15 protein-coding genes and 1 pseudogene are annotated in these 14,290 nt (G+C 40.4%); 8 read left to right on the top strand and 8 right to left on the bottom strand.

Translation table 11 applies throughout. The features are described 5' to 3' along the window. Both GQO39_RS09290 and GQO39_RS07635 read right to left on the bottom strand, forming a co-directional pair. Window positions 1-159, bottom strand: a pseudogene (locus tag GQO39_RS09290) (Arm DNA-binding domain-containing protein); the annotation flags it as partial. A gap of 457 nt (window positions 160-616) precedes the next feature. Next, window positions 617-1,237, bottom strand: coding sequence for a J domain-containing protein (locus GQO39_RS07635; protein ID WP_156851654.1), 621 nt, complete (start codon window positions 1,235-1,237; stop codon window positions 617-619). 122 nt (window positions 1,238-1,359) lie between these two features. Here GQO39_RS07635 and GQO39_RS07630 point away from each other — a divergent pair, with 122 nt between their 5' ends. Beyond that, the gene (locus GQO39_RS07630; protein ID WP_156851652.1) at window positions 1,360-1,638 is read left to right on the top strand and encodes a BolA family protein; all 279 of its coding nucleotides are present in this window, start codon (window positions 1,360-1,362) and stop codon (window positions 1,636-1,638) included. A gap of 24 nt (window positions 1,639-1,662) precedes the next feature. Here the strand turns inward: GQO39_RS07630 and GQO39_RS07625 are convergent, their stop codons facing one another. After that, window positions 1,663-2,631, bottom strand: a complete 969-nt coding sequence (locus GQO39_RS07625) for a tyrosine recombinase XerC (RefSeq protein WP_156851651.1) — start codon at window positions 2,629-2,631, stop codon at window positions 1,663-1,665. 2 nt (window positions 2,632-2,633) lie between these two features. Continuing rightward, on the bottom strand, window positions 2,634-3,455 hold the full coding sequence (locus tag GQO39_RS07620; RefSeq protein ID WP_007552986.1) for a SapC family protein: 822 nt from the start codon (window positions 3,453-3,455) through the stop codon (window positions 2,634-2,636). A 130-nt stretch (window positions 3,456-3,585) separates the two neighbouring features. Between GQO39_RS07620 and rimM the strand changes: the two genes are divergently transcribed. From rimM to GQO39_RS07585, 7 genes are all read left to right on the top strand, one after another. Then, on the top strand, window positions 3,586-4,164 hold the full coding sequence (gene rimM, locus GQO39_RS07615; RefSeq protein ID WP_156851650.1) for a ribosome maturation factor RimM: 579 nt from the start codon (window positions 3,586-3,588) through the stop codon (window positions 4,162-4,164). A gap of 229 nt (window positions 4,165-4,393) precedes the next feature. Further along, the gene (gene trmD / locus GQO39_RS07610) at window positions 4,394-5,092 is read left to right on the top strand and encodes a tRNA (guanosine(37)-N1)-methyltransferase TrmD (RefSeq protein WP_156851653.1); all 699 of its coding nucleotides are present in this window, start codon (window positions 4,394-4,396) and stop codon (window positions 5,090-5,092) included. Window positions 5,093-5,304: 212 nt separating this feature from the next. Beyond that, a complete protein-coding gene (rplS, locus tag GQO39_RS07605) occupies window positions 5,305-5,745 on the top strand; it encodes a 50S ribosomal protein L19 (protein ID WP_007552983.1) in 441 nt (146 codons plus the stop codon). Window positions 5,746-6,216: 471 nt separating this feature from the next. Then, window positions 6,217-6,618 (top strand): succinate dehydrogenase, cytochrome b556 subunit, encoded by a 402-nt coding sequence (gene sdhC, locus GQO39_RS07600; protein WP_156851649.1) that lies wholly within the window; start codon window positions 6,217-6,219, stop codon window positions 6,616-6,618. Between the two features lie 15 nt (window positions 6,619-6,633). Continuing rightward, window positions 6,634-7,020, top strand: coding sequence for a succinate dehydrogenase, hydrophobic membrane anchor protein (gene sdhD / locus GQO39_RS07595; RefSeq protein ID WP_007552979.1), 387 nt, complete (start codon window positions 6,634-6,636; stop codon window positions 7,018-7,020). Between the two features lie 5 nt (window positions 7,021-7,025). Continuing rightward, window positions 7,026-8,870 carry a succinate dehydrogenase flavoprotein subunit gene (gene sdhA / locus GQO39_RS07590; RefSeq protein WP_007552978.1) on the top strand — a complete coding sequence of 615 codons (1,845 nt, stop codon included), beginning with the start codon at window positions 7,026-7,028 and terminating at the stop codon, window positions 8,868-8,870. 14 nt (window positions 8,871-8,884) lie between these two features. Continuing rightward, a complete protein-coding gene (locus GQO39_RS07585) occupies window positions 8,885-9,664 on the top strand; it encodes a succinate dehydrogenase iron-sulfur subunit (RefSeq protein WP_007552977.1) in 780 nt (259 codons plus the stop codon). Between the two features lie 917 nt (window positions 9,665-10,581). Here the strand turns inward: GQO39_RS07585 and virB11 are convergent. From virB11 to GQO39_RS07565, 4 genes are all read right to left on the bottom strand, one after another. Then, window positions 10,582-11,646 carry a P-type DNA transfer ATPase VirB11 gene (gene virB11, locus GQO39_RS07580; RefSeq protein WP_198039437.1) on the bottom strand — a complete coding sequence of 355 codons (1,065 nt, stop codon included), beginning with the start codon at window positions 11,644-11,646 and terminating at the stop codon, window positions 10,582-10,584. Then, window positions 11,618-12,784: a type IV secretion system protein VirB10 gene (gene virB10, locus GQO39_RS07575; protein ID WP_156851647.1), complete on the bottom strand. Its 1,167-nt coding sequence runs from the start codon at window positions 12,782-12,784 to the stop codon at window positions 11,618-11,620. Before virB10 ends, virB11 begins: the two co-directional genes overlap by 29 nt. Then, window positions 12,784-13,590, bottom strand: coding sequence for a P-type conjugative transfer protein VirB9 (gene virB9, locus GQO39_RS07570; RefSeq protein ID WP_156851646.1), 807 nt, complete (start codon window positions 13,588-13,590; stop codon window positions 12,784-12,786). The genes virB10 and virB9 overlap by 1 nt, the downstream gene beginning before the upstream one ends. A gap of 13 nt (window positions 13,591-13,603) precedes the next feature. Further along, a partial coding sequence (locus tag GQO39_RS07565; RefSeq protein ID WP_156851645.1) for a VirB8 family type IV secretion system protein occupies window positions 13,604-14,290 on the bottom strand: 687 nt, incomplete at its 5' end.

Here is a 14,290-nt window from a genome sequence, read left to right as displayed (position 1 = left end):
CAAGCCCATTTCACGGCGCCGACCATGAATGGTATACCGTAAAATCCATTGAGCACCTCCATCTTTACGCTTGTGAAGAAGCAAGCCGGCACCATCATTATATTTGCCAGCTCCCAATGTTGCGACAGCTTTTGCATTAAGACGGTTCATAAGAGCCATTTTTACTCCTTTCTTATACAAATTTGATCCACACACTCATCCCACTTGTTATATGCAAATGAGTGGTTTTGATTGATGCAATATAAACAGGTTTGAAATGAGAGAATCTTACGTTATTCGAGACTCTCATTCAACATACAAAACAGTGAATTATCATTATAAATCAAAGTATTATTCGAATGTGGAGACATTTTCTTCATTTCAAATCTGTTTATGATGAATCAATAAAATAGCTCACTTGCATGTCATAGTGGGATTGGCCTATGGACAAACCCCTTTAAAAAAGCAGTAAATATGCTTCTCATGTTTCGTCTAAATGTGAGAGTAGTTGCAATGTTATGGGTTAGCAAAAAGAATAATGGTGCTGGCTTGATTCTTGCATAAGTGAAAAGGGTGCACAATGGGTAAAAGATTGTTCAGAAGAAAACCCCTTTGTATAGGTGTGTGCTTCTGTTTGTTAGCACAAACCAGCTTTTTTGAGCAAATTATAGGCATGCAAAACATCGCGAAAACGCTCTTCTGAAGAACGATTACCGCCATTGGAATCAGGATGGTGCTTCTTTACCAGTTCTTTATATTTTGTTTTGATATCTTCAGCTGAAGCATTTGCTGGTAATCCCAATGTATCAAAAGCTTTGGCTTCTAAGGGTTTTAATTTTCGTGAAAAACTATTGGTTGAATGACGCTCAGTAAACAGTGTAAGTGGATCGCGCATACGATTTTGGTAGGCAGCTGTACCAGAGCGAATTTGTGCATAATTGGCTGCTGTTTTTTTCGACGTGCTATTGCTAAAATCGGTAGGCCATGTTGGACGATGTCCTGTGAGAGCATCCTTTTGGAATTTTGCAATATCTTTATCGCTAAGACCAGAGAAGTAATTAAAATTTTTATTATAGGCACGTACATGATCAATACAAAAGTATAGATATTGCCCTTCGTGATTTCGACCTGCTGGTGCTTTATGGACTCCTGTTTTTTCACAACCTTCCCATTGACACTGTTGTGCTTCTGATTCAGCTTTTTGCTTTTTGTTGGAGCTGATTCGAATTGAGTCGAATAATTTAGATGTTATTGTCATATCTTTAGGTTTATGCAAAATCGATTGATTTGACAAGAATTGACTTTTGAAAAATTTATTTTCACACTCATTTAGTAATGAAAAAGGTGTATTGCACCGTTCATTTTGTGAAGGAATAAAAAATGTCTACTACAGTCCAGACAACGATTCAGATAAAGCTCCAAGACGCTTTTCATCCACAGAAACTTGAGGTAATTAACGAGAGTCATCTTCATGCGGGGCATCCTCATAATGAGCATGCTTTTGATACTAAAGGAGAAACGCATTTTCGGGTGAAAATTCTGTCTTCTTCTTTTTCTGGTATGACGCGTGTGGAGATACACCGAGCGATTTATCAAGTTTTACAGAAAGAATTAGCAACCTGTATTCATGCTTTGGCACTTGAGGTTGCATCTGTTTAATTTCTCTTGTTGTTCAAAACTTTTTCAAGAACGGGGGTGCGCTTTTCGATAAATTTTAAGCAAGTAGTCTGTATCAACATGGGTATAGGCTTGTGTGGTCGAGAGACAGGCATGTCCTAGAAGTTCTTGAATAGTGCGCAAATCTCCTCCCCGTGACAAAAGATGTGAGGCAAAAGAATGGCGTAGTGTATGGGGGGTAGCCGTTTCTGGTAAACCAAGGTTCGCGCGTAAATTTCGAACGGCTCGTTGAATAATGGCTGGCTGCAAGATACCACCTCGCGCGCCGCGGAACATTGGTTGATTGTCAACTAAAGGATACGGGCAGCATTTGAGATAATTCTGTACAGTTTCGTAAACGATTTTGATGAGGGGGACAAGACGTGTTTTTTCACCTTTTCCTTTTATAAATAAACTTTTTTTTTGGGGATCAGAAAATTGTTCTGGTGTGAGGCTTAAGGCTTCTGATATCCGCATTCCACAGCCGTAAAGAAGCATTAAAACAGCAGCGTTACGGGCGGTAATCCATGGTTCATTTTCCTGTTGATTTTCTTGTTTGACTATATGGAGTGCTGATTTTATCGTTAAAGGTTTCGGTAGCGATTTTGGTCGTTTTGGAGTTCGCACAAGTTTAGCAGCAGGAACACTGATAATCCCTTGGCGCGATAAGTAGTTAAAAAAAGAGCGCAAACCCGCCATTCCTCTGCTTAAAGAGCGAGCACTTATATTGTGTGTACGGCGATAAGCCAAATAAGCACGCAAGTCCATGGCGCGCAAATTGGTGAGATCATTAAAGGTTGGTTGGTGCCCTAAATGCTGACAGAGAAAAGACAAAAATTGTCGTGTATCACGCTCGTATGCTTTAACTGTTTGTGTGGCCATGCGACGTGTTTGTATAAGACCATCTAACCAGTTTTTTCTTGCCGATAAAACAGCATGGTCAGCTGGAATCAGAAAGACATTTTCATCTTTTCTACCGTCATCTTTTTTAGACATTTCTAGTTGAGGGTCTCTTTCTTTTTAGGTGTATTGTTTTCAGAGTTGCTAATCTTTTTTTGCGATTGTTCTTCATGGTTTGTGAGGCGCTTTTCACCTTTTAGAGAGAGTATTTTTAAAAGATTATGCGTTGACATAAGATGTGCAAAAATCAATCCTAAAAAGCCATTTTTATGGAGTTTGGCAAGTTGGTTTGCAGAGAGTTTATTCAGTTTTTCTTCATCAACAACCCAAAAATGTTCCAATTGTGCTGAAAGACCTTTGTCGTTTTTCACATTAATTGATTTTTCGCTTAGAAGGTCCATCTCTACAAGGGCATCGATAAATTCAGAAGTTTTTTCCATAGCGATTTTAAAGCTTTCAAGAAATTGAATACGCTCTTCCATAAAGGGTGAAATGGAGCCATCCGAATTAAAAAGTTCTGTTCCTGCAACTTCATTAAACATGCCTGATTGCTGATCAAAACAAACAGAAAGCTCTTTTTCATTTTGAAATTGCGCAAGAACGAAAGGATAGCGACGGACAAAAGCGGGGACATAAGTATTTCGTTCCCAACTTTTATCGGAAGTGATGTAATCATTTTCTTCGTTGGAGAGACCTACAAGTGCAGCGGATGTATAGTGTTTTTTCTTTTTTTCATCTTCTGCACACATAAACAAAATTGGATAGTCTAGAGCAGCTTGGAAATATTCACTACTTGCTAAAGGAACCCAGTGGGTATCTTTAGCAAAGGACATATCGCTTGGAGGAGCAAATTTTAGGTTTTTATGGGTAACTTTGTTGATTGGGGTAATATCTTTGTAAAATAGCATAACATTTGCCATAAGACTTCTCCTTGTTTTAATTTGCTGTTGTTGCCAAGAAAGACTTTTGAGACGATTTCTGATAGAGCAACAAAATTGAGTAAAAAATTATCAGATTGAAGGGTTCATTTTTGAGAGATGATATTTTTTCATGGAATATAATCAAAAAAAGCTTAAAAAGAAAGTCTATCTTGCCATTATTGGTCCAGCTCATGGTATCAGAGGAGATGTTTTGGTTAAATCTTTAAGCGCTGAGCCACAGCGTTTAAAGATCTACGGTATCCTTTATGATGATATGGGGCGTTCTTATGAAATTATAACTCTTCGCGTGCAAAAAGATAATGCCATTGTGCGTTTTAAAGGAATTGAAGATCGCAGTGCTGCTGAAGCTTTAAAAGGGATTCGCCTTTATGTTGTCCGTGACCAATTGGTAGACGATTTGGAAGAGGATGAATTTTATCAAGTCGATTTAATTGGACTTTATGTCCGAGATTGTGCTGGTAAAACTCTAGGTGAGGTGAGTGGTTTTTTTAATTTTGGGGCTGGTGATTTGCTTGAAATACGTTTGAATACGCGCAAAACTGCGCTTATTCCTTTTAGCAAAGCGGCAGTGCCAGAAATTTGCATTGCTTCTGGTTTTCTTGTTGTTGATCCAGTTGCTGCTGGTTTAAGTTATGGAGAGGAAAATCACAAAGGGAAAATAGCTCGAAAAAATGAAAGTGGAAAGTGAAGGAATGCAAGAATGTGCTTTCAAGCACATGGGTTAGCACACTCTTGAAATGTTTCGTGAATTTTTAGGGCATTCTTAGCAAGACAAGCTCTAAAGCGGAGAATATGGTATTTAGATACAGAGCAGATGAGCAATTTTGTTTTGGATAAACATCATGATGTGATGATACCCCAATGGGTGTTGGTTTAGCAAGGTTCATGCTAAAGGTGTGGATGAAAGAATGAAAAAAATGAAGTTTCAAGCGCGTATTTTAACACTTTATCCTGAAATGTTTCCAGGTTTTTTGGGTTATTCTTTAGCAGGGCAAGCTTTAGAGCGAGGAATATGGTCGCTGGAGACAGTGCAGATTAGGGATTTTGCTTTGGATAAACACCATAGCGTTGATGATACACCGGCTGGTGGGGGAGCTGGTATGGTGATGCGGGCAGATGTGCTAGCGGCTGCACTTGATAGTTGTCCACATGATTCGCCAAGGTTGTTGATGAGTCCGCGTGGGCGCCCTTTTAACCAAACTTATGCGCGCTCTTTGGCGCGTGAATCCGGTGTAACCTTGGTTTGTGGACGTTTTGAAGGTGTAGATGAACGGGTTATAGAAGCGCGGGAATTAGAAGAAGTCTCCATTGGTGATTATATTCTTTCCGGTGGGGAAACGGCTGCATTGGTTCTTTTGGATGCTATCATACGTCTTTTGCCTGGAGTTATGGGCAATGAGGCTTCTGCAAAATGTGAAAGTTTTGAAAATGGTTTGCTCGAGCACCCTCAGTACACGCGCCCTTCTCTTTTTGAAGGGCGGGGTATTCCTCCAGTGTTGACATCAGGACATCACCAAATTATCGCGGATTGGCGTCAGCAGCAAGCCGAATTATTAACACGTCAACGCCGTCCTGATCTTTATGCTCTTTATGATAAAAATCGTCAGAAAACTTGATTCATGTTGTAAGGTGGTGTATTGCATGGCTCTCTTTTTGGAGAGTTTTTCTGTAAAGGGTTTTCTGTAATTCCAAATTAAAGTGAAGGAATGGTGTATTCGCTCCTGCGTAAGGCATAGTCTAAAGAACCTCTTTTCTTTGTATGAAAAAGCTTTTTTGGCAAGAGTTGAGCGCTCTGACTGTTCAATGAAGAACATGAAGGATAAAAGAAATGAATATTATCGCGCAGCTTGAAGCTGAACAATGTGCAAAAATTGAAGCAAAACGCCAATTTCCAATTTTTCAGCCAGGGGATACGGTTCGTGTCATGGTGCGCGTGACCGAAGGTACACGTACACGTGTTCAAGCGTATGAAGGAATTTGTATTGCACGTTCAGGTGGTGGGTTGAATGAGACTTTTACAGTGCGCAAGATTTCTTATGGTGAAGGTGTTGAACGTGTCTTTCCGATTTATTCTCCCTTGATCGAAGGTGTTGAGCTTGTGCGCCGAGGTAAAGTGCGTCGTGCAAAGCTTTATTATCTTCGTGGTTTAAGAGGTAAAGCTGCGCGTATCTCTGAAAAGAGAGATTACCGGAAAAAAGGTGAAAAGGTTGCTGAGAGTGCAGAAATAGAAGCTGTTAGTGTAAATGCTGCACCGCAAAGCGCTGAGTAAATACCGCATCTAATAGAATTTGTGCAAAAGTAGCTTTTATGTCTTCCATGATTTCTGGTGATCACTAAAGAAGTGGTTTGAGGTGCGCGTAAAAATGTTGCGCCTCTCCCGTGTCTTAAATTTTCTTAAATAATGGCAAAAATTCAAGATCCCAGAGGGTATTATCGTTCGTATTTTAAAAAAAACGGGCATAAGGGTAGTTGAAAAAATGTATATTTGTGTTTGAGAAACGATGTTAGACCTTTGACGTGAAGATAAAATTGTATTAGGCTGAGGTAAATTTTATGGCTTGCGTCTGTAGAATAATCGGTTTTTTTATGCGTGACCTTTAATCCGTTATTTGAGATAACCGACCTGTAATGTTGGCATTTTAAGATGCCTAAACAAGTAAAATGATAATGCACTTGGTTGTTTTGTGCGAATTGTATCGCTCATAATGCGGTTGCGGTAGAAGCTAGGTCAGGATATTTTATGGCAGAAACAATTAGGATAAAAGAGCGTCCTCGTTCACCTCATGTAACTATTTATCGTTGGACCATCACTATGGCGATGTCAATTGCGCATCGTATCACTGGTGTGGCTCTTTATTTCGGAATGGTCTTTCTCGCTCTTTGGTTAATGTCAATTGCTTGTGGAGCTGAGGCTTTTAGAACGGTAAATGAGATTTATGGTTCTTTGCTTGGGCTTTGTGTTTTGTTTCTTTATACTCTTGCTGGAGTTCATCATATGGTTGGTGGTGTTCGCCACATTGTTTGGGATCTAAAACCTTGCCTTTTGGCCAAAGAGAAGGCTACGCCCACTGCGTGGGCGACAGTGTTTATTTCCCTTATTGTTACTGTTGCTATTTGGATTATTGGATATAGCATTGTTTAGTTGGGGGAAAAAGATATGAAAAAAGACTTTCGAACAGAACTTGGGAAAGTACGTGGACATGGAAGTGCGCATGAAGGAACAGAGCATTTTTGGTTACAACGTCTGACAGGTTTTGTAAATCTGCCACTTTTAATATTTTTCATTGTTCTTGTTCTCTCGCTTGTTGGAAAGGATTACAGCATTGTGCGGGCGAGGTTTTCACATCCTGTGGTTGCTATTTTGATGGGATTGCTCACTTTTTCAGTTCTTTACCATATGAAACTTGGAATGCAGGTTGTTATTGAGGATTATATTCCGCGTGGAAATATGCGGATGTTATTTTTGGTGCTGAATATTTTATTTTGTTTTGCTCTAGGTAGTATCATCATTTTTTCTCTCTTAAAGATTGCATTGGGAGGTTGAAGGGTATGGTGAGCAAGGGATCATTTCTGGGGGCTAGAGCTGGTAATGCCTCTTATCACACTGTAGATCATAAATTTGATGTTGTTGTCGTTGGTGCGGGCGGTGCGGGTTTGCGTGCAACGCTTGGAATGGCCGAACAAGGGTTGAAAACAGCCTGTATCACAAAGGTTTTTCCAACTCGGTCGCACACCGTTGCAGCACAAGGCGGTATTGCAGCGTCACTTTCGAATATGGGGCCTGACAATTGGCAATGGCATTTGTATGATACGGTGAAGGGGTCTGATTGGCTGGGCGATACCGATGCAATGGAATATTTGGTGCGTAACGCACCTGCTGCTGTGTACGAGTTAGAACATTACGGGGTGCCTTTTTCCCGTACGCAAGAAGGTAAAATTTATCAACGACCTTTTGGAGGACATACAACAGAGTTTGGGGAAGGGCCACCAGTCCAGCGCACTTGCGCAGCAGCTGATCGTACGGGGCATGCGATTTTGCATACACTTTATGGACAGAGCTTAAAGCATAATGCGCAGTTTTTTATTGAATATTTTGCCCTTGATTTGATCATGACAGATGGTGTCTGTACGGGTGTTGTGGCGTGGAATCTTGATGATGGTACAATACACCGTTTTTCTGCTAAAATGGTTGTTCTTGCAACTGGTGGCTATGGGCGTGCTTATTTTTCTGCAACATCGGCGCATACTTGTACGGGTGATGGGGGGGGGATGATCGCGCGTGCTGGGCTGCCACTCCAAGATATGGAATTTGTTCAATTCCATCCTACAGGTATTTATGGTTCTGGTTGCTTAATTACAGAAGGGGCACGTGGTGAAGGTGGCTATTTGGTCAATTCTGAAGGTGAGCGCTTTATGGAGCGGTATGCGCCTTCCTTTAAAGATTTGGCTTCACGTGATCTTGTTTCACGTTGTATAACGCTTGAAATCCGTGAAGGACGTGGTGTTGGTCCGAAGAAAGATCATATCCATTTGGTTCTCAACCATATTGATCCTGCTATATTGCATGAGCGTTTGCCAGGGATTTCTGAATCAGCACGGATTTTTGCAGGTGTTGATGTAACAAAAGAACCTATCCCAATCCTTCCAACGGTTCATTATAATATGGGTGGTATTCCCACCAATTACTATGGGGAAGTTCTCAATCCCACGGCAGATTCACCTGATCGTGTTCAACTAGGTTTGATGGCTGTGGGAGAAGCTGGGTGTGCTTCTGTCCATGGAGCAAATCGCTTGGGTTCGAATTCATTAATTGATCTTGTTGTGTTTGGGCGTGCAGCTGCGATTCGTGCTGGTGAAGTGATTGACCGCGAGGCGGAAATTCCACCTCTCAATGAATCGGCCGTTGACGAAATTATAGCGCGTTTTGATCGTTTACGCTTTGCTCACGGAGGGACACCAACCGCCGTGTTACGTGAAAAAATGCAACGCACTATGCAAGAAGATGCTGCTGTATTCCGTACAGAAGATTCTTTGAAACAAGGATGTCAGCGGATGAGTCAAATTTGGGGTGAACTGTCTGATCTCAAAGTAACAGATCGCTCGTTGATATGGAATTCTGATTTGGTCGAAACGTTAGAACTTGAAAATCTCATGGCTAATGCAATAACCACCGTTTATTCAGCAGAAGCACGTCTAGAAAGTCGGGGAGCACATGCACGTGAAGATTATCCAGAGCGTGACGACAAAAATTGGCGTAAACATACACTTTCACATTTATCGAGAGAAGGAAAGGTGACGTTGTCGTATCGTCCTGTCCATGTGGAGCCGTTAACATCTGAAGCAGATGGTGGTATTGATCTAAAGCGTATTGCTCCTAAAAAACGCGTTTACTAAGGGGAGAATAAATTATGGTACAAATTAAGCTTCCCAAAAATTCACAAGTGAAAGCTGGAAAGGTTTGGCCTAAGCCTGAAGGTGCTACGAAACTGACAGAATTTCATGTTTACCGTTGGTCGCCTGATGATGAGGAAAATCCCCATCTGGATACTTATTATGTAGACCGCTTAGCTTGCGGTCCAATGATCCTTGATGGGCTTTTGTTTATTAAGAATCATATTGATCCAACTTTGACTCTTCGCCGATCGTGCCGTGAAGGTATTTGTGGTTCATGTGCAATGAATATTGATGGAACCAATACGTTGGCTTGCACCAAAGGTATGGATGATGTGGTGCATCCTATTAAAGTGTATCCTTTGCCTTCCATGCCAGTTGTTAAAGATTTAGTGCCTGATTTGAAGCGTTTTTATGCGCAGCACCGTGTGATTGAGCCTTGGTTACAAACCGTTTCACCGGAGCCAGCAAAAGAGTGGTTACAAAGCCATTCCGATCGCCAAAAAATTGATGGTCTTTATGAATGTATTTTATGCGCTTGTTGTCAGACATCGTGTCCTAGCTATTGGTGGAACGGTGATCGTTATTTGGGGCCAGCTATTTTGCTCCAAGCGTATCGCTGGATCGCTGATTCGCGTGATGAAATGTGCGGAGAACGTCTTGATAATCTGGAAGATCCTTTTCGGCTATATAGGTGCCATACGATTATGAATTGTACGCAAACTTGTCCAAAGGGGTTGAATCCAGCGAAGGCAATTGCTGAGATTAAAAAACTTATGGTTGAACGCCGTCTTTAAAAAATGTTCCTTAATAAGGGTAACGTGAAAGATGAGAGGGCGTGAATGTTTTTTGCGTTCTTTGAGATGTGTACGAGATTCGGTCTGTTCGATTTATAAAGATTTATTAGATTTTGTGTGAGAATTAAAAATGGCTATTATCGTATCGCCTTTAAAAAAGGGCTACCTCTTGAACAAAAAAAGTGTTGATTGGGAAAATACATTTTGAATGTGGATAAGAAGCTACAATGAGGCAACGTTGTTTAAGCGGATTCAACCGTCATAAAAATTATGCTTAAATTGTAGTTTCCATTATTTCTTTGTCTTGATTATTTGTTTGCCTACCAGCCCAATTGTTCGTTTACGGAACGAAAAATATCTAGTGATTTTATTTCCCGCTATGAAAGATAGAGTTTACCAATAAATATCAGCGGTATAGCCAATCAATATTTGCAATTTATGTCGTTTATAAAGAATTTTTCCTTATTTTTTATGTTGCTCTGTTCAAAATCGCTTAATCTGTTGTGTATAAGTTGGTAAGTCTTTACGTGGAAAGGCGCTCTGTTCTTTGTGAAGTGATTTACAGCATTACAAAACTGTGTCGAAAAAGCGGCATTAAAATAGGGCTTTAACAGGTTAGTTTGCATTAAGAAGTAGTAAAATTTGTTTCAAGATATTTTCAGGCGCAAATTTTGTTGCTACAAAGGATAGAGATGATTTCTACAGAGATTCTTTTTACTGGGATGTTTATTCTCTAGTAATTTTTCTTTGAATTATGCTTATCATCACCTTCTCACTTCCCCTGTCGTAAGAGCATGAAAAGTTTATTAGAAAAATAAGAGGGGGGGAAAGCTTATTTCAAAAATTTAAATAAAAAGCCGTAACAACTTATTACGGCTATTATTATCTATGTGATTTTCTTGAGAAGAAAGCGTTACTTAAACTATCTTCGATTTGGCAAAAATTGGATCATAAAAGACTTCAGAGAGCTTTCTATCTTTGAAGAACAACACTACATCTACTGTAGTGTAAAGCACTATCTTTATCATTTCTAGGTCAAGTTGACGGCCAATCTCTGATCTTTTGATCAATGTAGCACATCGTTCGAATGTTTGTAAAGCATTGTTGGCGTGTGTCGTTGTAATTGATCCCGGATGCCCAGTATTCAATGAGTTGAGATATTCCCATGCTTCATTGCCACGCAGTTCCGCAAGAAAAATGCGGTCAGGCGATTGACGTAAACATGCATCTAGGCATTCTTCAGCTGAAACACGACCTGCTCCGTTACCATAAAGCATATGTACATGGTTTGGATGATTTGGTAAAAAAAGTTCATGAACATCCTCAATCGTAATAATACGCTCTTCTATGGGTACCTTTTCAATTAAAGAGCGAGCAAATGTCGTTTTACCTGAGCCCGTTTTTCCTGCAATAATGATGTTGCGTTTATGAAGTACGCACTCTTCCAAAAATTCAAGAATTTTTCTATCTCGTTTGAGGTGCAAGAGTTGAACTTCAAATGGTTCCAACCGCGTGAAATCCTGCTGTGATAACAATTTTTTTGCTTCTTTTTCTGTAGGCTTATTGAAGCTTACATCGGTAAAATCATTAAATGTACCTTCTTCATTGAATTCCTCTAACGTTTTAACCGTGAGGGAATGTTTACGAATTACAAAAGAGAGTGTGCCATCGATAACAGCTGGTGTTTGTACAATTGTACCGCGCTGTCCTCCAGGTAAGCGCACATAATTAATACTCTTGGGAGCCGTACCATTATAAACAATAATGGCTGTGATAAGCGTCTGCAAAAAAGTGGTTGTTAATTCTGGTAGGCTATGCATTTGCCAACCCTCAAAGCTCTTTACCCATACTTCGCAGGGGTGGCAGATCGATAATTCAGTAATTTTGGGATCTTCTAAGAAATGATCAAGTGGTTGCAGAAGTTGTGCAACTGCTTGATCTTTCTGTATTTGATTAGCGTGTAATGAGGCTGTAGACATCACTGAAATCCAAATCTCGAGCAACAAAAATGCTCACCCGTTCGCCCTGATTTTTGTAAAGTGTCGGTGTAATATTTATGGAGTTTTGAAGAACGTCGCTAACCACCGATTCAGCATTCTGTAGATATTGATATTGTGCTTTTTCCTTATCTTTACTTTTTCCTCCAATTTTTTCTTTTGCCCAGTCTCCTAAACCACCAATTATACTCACCATGATTGCACCACCGAATCTCTCCCAGAAATGCCTGTCAATCCAACCACCAATGCCAGCTTCTCCAAGGGGACCGGTGCCGGGTGAGTCAAGATTAACGATAACTCCAGAAGGTGTTTCAATACGCGACCATTGTACAAAAACGCGCGTTTGTCCTTGTTGTATGCCACTTTGGTAGAAACCGACAATTTTAGAACCACGATCTAGCAAAACAACACGACCGCTTGTGGAATAAATATCACGTGTTAAATGACATGTTGTCATTCCCGGCTGCGATGTGACAATCTTTGTTTCTAGTACGCAATCTATTTGTGTTCCTTGCGTAATTAAGAGATCACGATTACGAAGTTGAACTGCGTGTGATTGACCTAACCGTACAGGTTGTAGCTTGTCGAATAATACACCATTATTTGAGTCATATTCAGATGTATTACCTTTTGGAGGTTTTGTAGAGTTTTCGCTACTGCCACCATTGTTAAGACCAGACTGGAGCATACGCTTGCGCGCTAATTCTTCAGAATTTTTAATCAAATGTGCTGGAATCGTTGTTTGAAATAGCTTAGCCAAAGCAGGTGAAAGCTCCTGTATTGAGTCTTCGGTTTGTGTTGTTTTTTCAACTTCTTCTACAACTTTCGGTTCTTCTATGATTTTAGGGGTATAGCTCGGTATAATTTGTTGTACTGTTTGTTGAGGTTTTTCTTCCTCAACTTCTGTGGTATTACGCATTTTTAGAGCTTTCCAAGTCAGAGCAATCGGTATTGCTACTATGACAAGAAGTCCTACTATCAATAATGCACGTGCACCAGGAATTGTTGGACGGCACTCTGAACCTAGTTCTGAGCTACCATATGCACCTTCAATATGCTTTGGTTCGGTGTGATCCAGTTTCACACTTTTGTTGATTTCGTCTCCTTTCTTATTGTCGAACATTATTTGCCTCCTTTATTGATGCGGTGAACCACCGAGGATACTGTTCTAGTTGTATTTGGTATACCATGGGGATCATAGGCTTCATTGAAGACAGCTAAAGCACGTTTGCCAAGCCGTATAAGCCATTTGGGATTAACCTTATGAACAGCGATAATATCATTGGAATTTCCTACGATGGTACGCGGTATTAAACTTTCATTGCCTTCAGCATCCACTACGTAAATTGATGGCATATCCATGTTGGCAGGAAATTTGAAATAAGTAATACGTCCATTATCCCAAGCGTTGATCGGAGCAATATCTTGGTTGCCGCTCATCGTGTAGCTTAAGTTATAACCTTTCACGCTTTGATTAAAACCACGTTCAATGGCAAGACGTTGGCTATCCTCAAGTGATTTTTGGGTATTTGCATCGGGATAATAAAAAGCTAATTCATAAGTAGCTCCAGCACGATCATTCCGAAACTGTAGTCGGAATTTGTAGCTACGTTTATCGGTTACAACAATGAGATTTGTATTGGCAAGTTCTGCTTTGGGTTTAATAAAGATATGCCGCCCTTTATGTGCAAAAGCATAGGCATCCGAATCACCAAAAACGTGGGTGATATACTGCTCTCCTTCTTCAAGGATAATATGTGTTGCCACACCAAGAACCGTTTCAATTTGAACTACATCGTCTACGTTATATGTTACGTAGCGAATACGATGATCATATTGTGAACTGGATGGAGTTTTAAGGGCTTGTACGGGCAACGTATAAAATGAGGAAAGAGAGGACAGCAAAGCAATAAATGCAAGTTTTTTCATAATAATCAATTCCTCAATTATTTAAAAGTACTTCTGGATCAGAACGATAGCTTGTGACCTGAAAACCAAGGGGGTTAAGTAATCGATCCGATGATTTCATTGGTGCACCAACATAGGTATAACCAATTGTAGCGATTTGGTGTTGTTTTGGACCAACTGTGCCGCTGCTGTCATGTTGTTGTGTCGTAAAACGCACAGTCGCCTGACCACGTCCATTGGGTTGGATTGAGCGTACCTTAACTGTAATGCGTGCTTTGTTGGAAAGCACTTTATCGCGTGCATTTTCACCATCATAGATTTTGTAAAATTCTTGTTGAACAGTCGGGGCACTTAAAAGCGCTGCAGTGTCATAGTTCAACTGAATAGTGTCGTAATCATAAGTTTCGCGGTTAAGCACATATTGATTAAGCCAATACCTATCTACAATTTCACCATAGCTGGTTTCATGCTCGCGCATTACAGAAATGACATCAACAGCACCCGTCGTATTATCAACGCGTAACACTAAAGGAGTAGGAGCTGGTTGAGAAAAGCCAACAACCCCACAGACCATACCAAATAGGCCAAAAATACCGACAGCACCCGCTACACGCCACGCTGTTCTGCGCGATCTTATAAATTCGCTAATAAGTTCACGTTCCAAACCACGGCTTTCTTCATAATAACTGTTAAGTTTTTCGGCTTTTACTGGTTTAGCTTG

This window comes from Bartonella refiksaydamii, from assembly GCF_902652675.1.
Classification (GTDB): domain Bacteria; phylum Pseudomonadota; class Alphaproteobacteria; order Rhizobiales; family Rhizobiaceae; genus Bartonella; species Bartonella refiksaydamii.
Note: the sequence above shows the minus strand (reverse complement) of the source record. Positions and strands in the feature narration are given on the sequence as shown.

Excerpts from the sequence above, each read along its gene's own strand:
- sdhC (WP_156851649.1), top strand. The coding sequence starts at position 6,217 with ATGGCAGAAACAATTAGGATAAAAGAGCGTCCTCGTTCACCTCATGTA.
- rplS (WP_007552983.1), top strand. The coding sequence starts at position 5,305 with ATGAATATTATCGCGCAGCTTGAAGCTGAACAATGTGCAAAAATTGAA.
- GQO39_RS07630 (WP_156851652.1), top strand. The coding sequence starts at position 1,360 with ATGTCTACTACAGTCCAGACAACGATTCAGATAAAGCTCCAAGACGCT.
- GQO39_RS07625 (WP_156851651.1), bottom strand. The coding sequence starts at position 2,631 with ATGTCTAAAAAAGATGACGGTAGAAAAGATGAAAATGTCTTTCTGATT.
- rimM (WP_156851650.1), top strand. The coding sequence starts at position 3,586 with ATGGAATATAATCAAAAAAAGCTTAAAAAGAAAGTCTATCTTGCCATT.
- trmD (WP_156851653.1), top strand. The coding sequence starts at position 4,394 with ATGAAGTTTCAAGCGCGTATTTTAACACTTTATCCTGAAATGTTTCCA.
- virB9 (WP_156851646.1), bottom strand. The coding sequence starts at position 13,590 with ATGAAAAAACTTGCATTTATTGCTTTGCTGTCCTCTCTTTCCTCATTT.
- GQO39_RS07635 (WP_156851654.1), bottom strand. The coding sequence starts at position 1,237 with ATGACAATAACATCTAAATTATTCGACTCAATTCGAATCAGCTCCAAC.
- sdhD (WP_007552979.1), top strand. The coding sequence starts at position 6,634 with ATGAAAAAAGACTTTCGAACAGAACTTGGGAAAGTACGTGGACATGGA.
- virB10 (WP_156851647.1), bottom strand. The coding sequence starts at position 12,784 with ATGTTCGACAATAAGAAAGGAGACGAAATCAACAAAAGTGTGAAACTG.
- sdhA (WP_007552978.1), top strand. The coding sequence starts at position 7,026 with ATGGTGAGCAAGGGATCATTTCTGGGGGCTAGAGCTGGTAATGCCTCT.
- GQO39_RS07620 (WP_007552986.1), bottom strand. The coding sequence starts at position 3,455 with ATGGCAAATGTTATGCTATTTTACAAAGATATTACCCCAATCAACAAA.
- GQO39_RS07585 (WP_007552977.1), top strand. The coding sequence starts at position 8,885 with ATGGTACAAATTAAGCTTCCCAAAAATTCACAAGTGAAAGCTGGAAAG.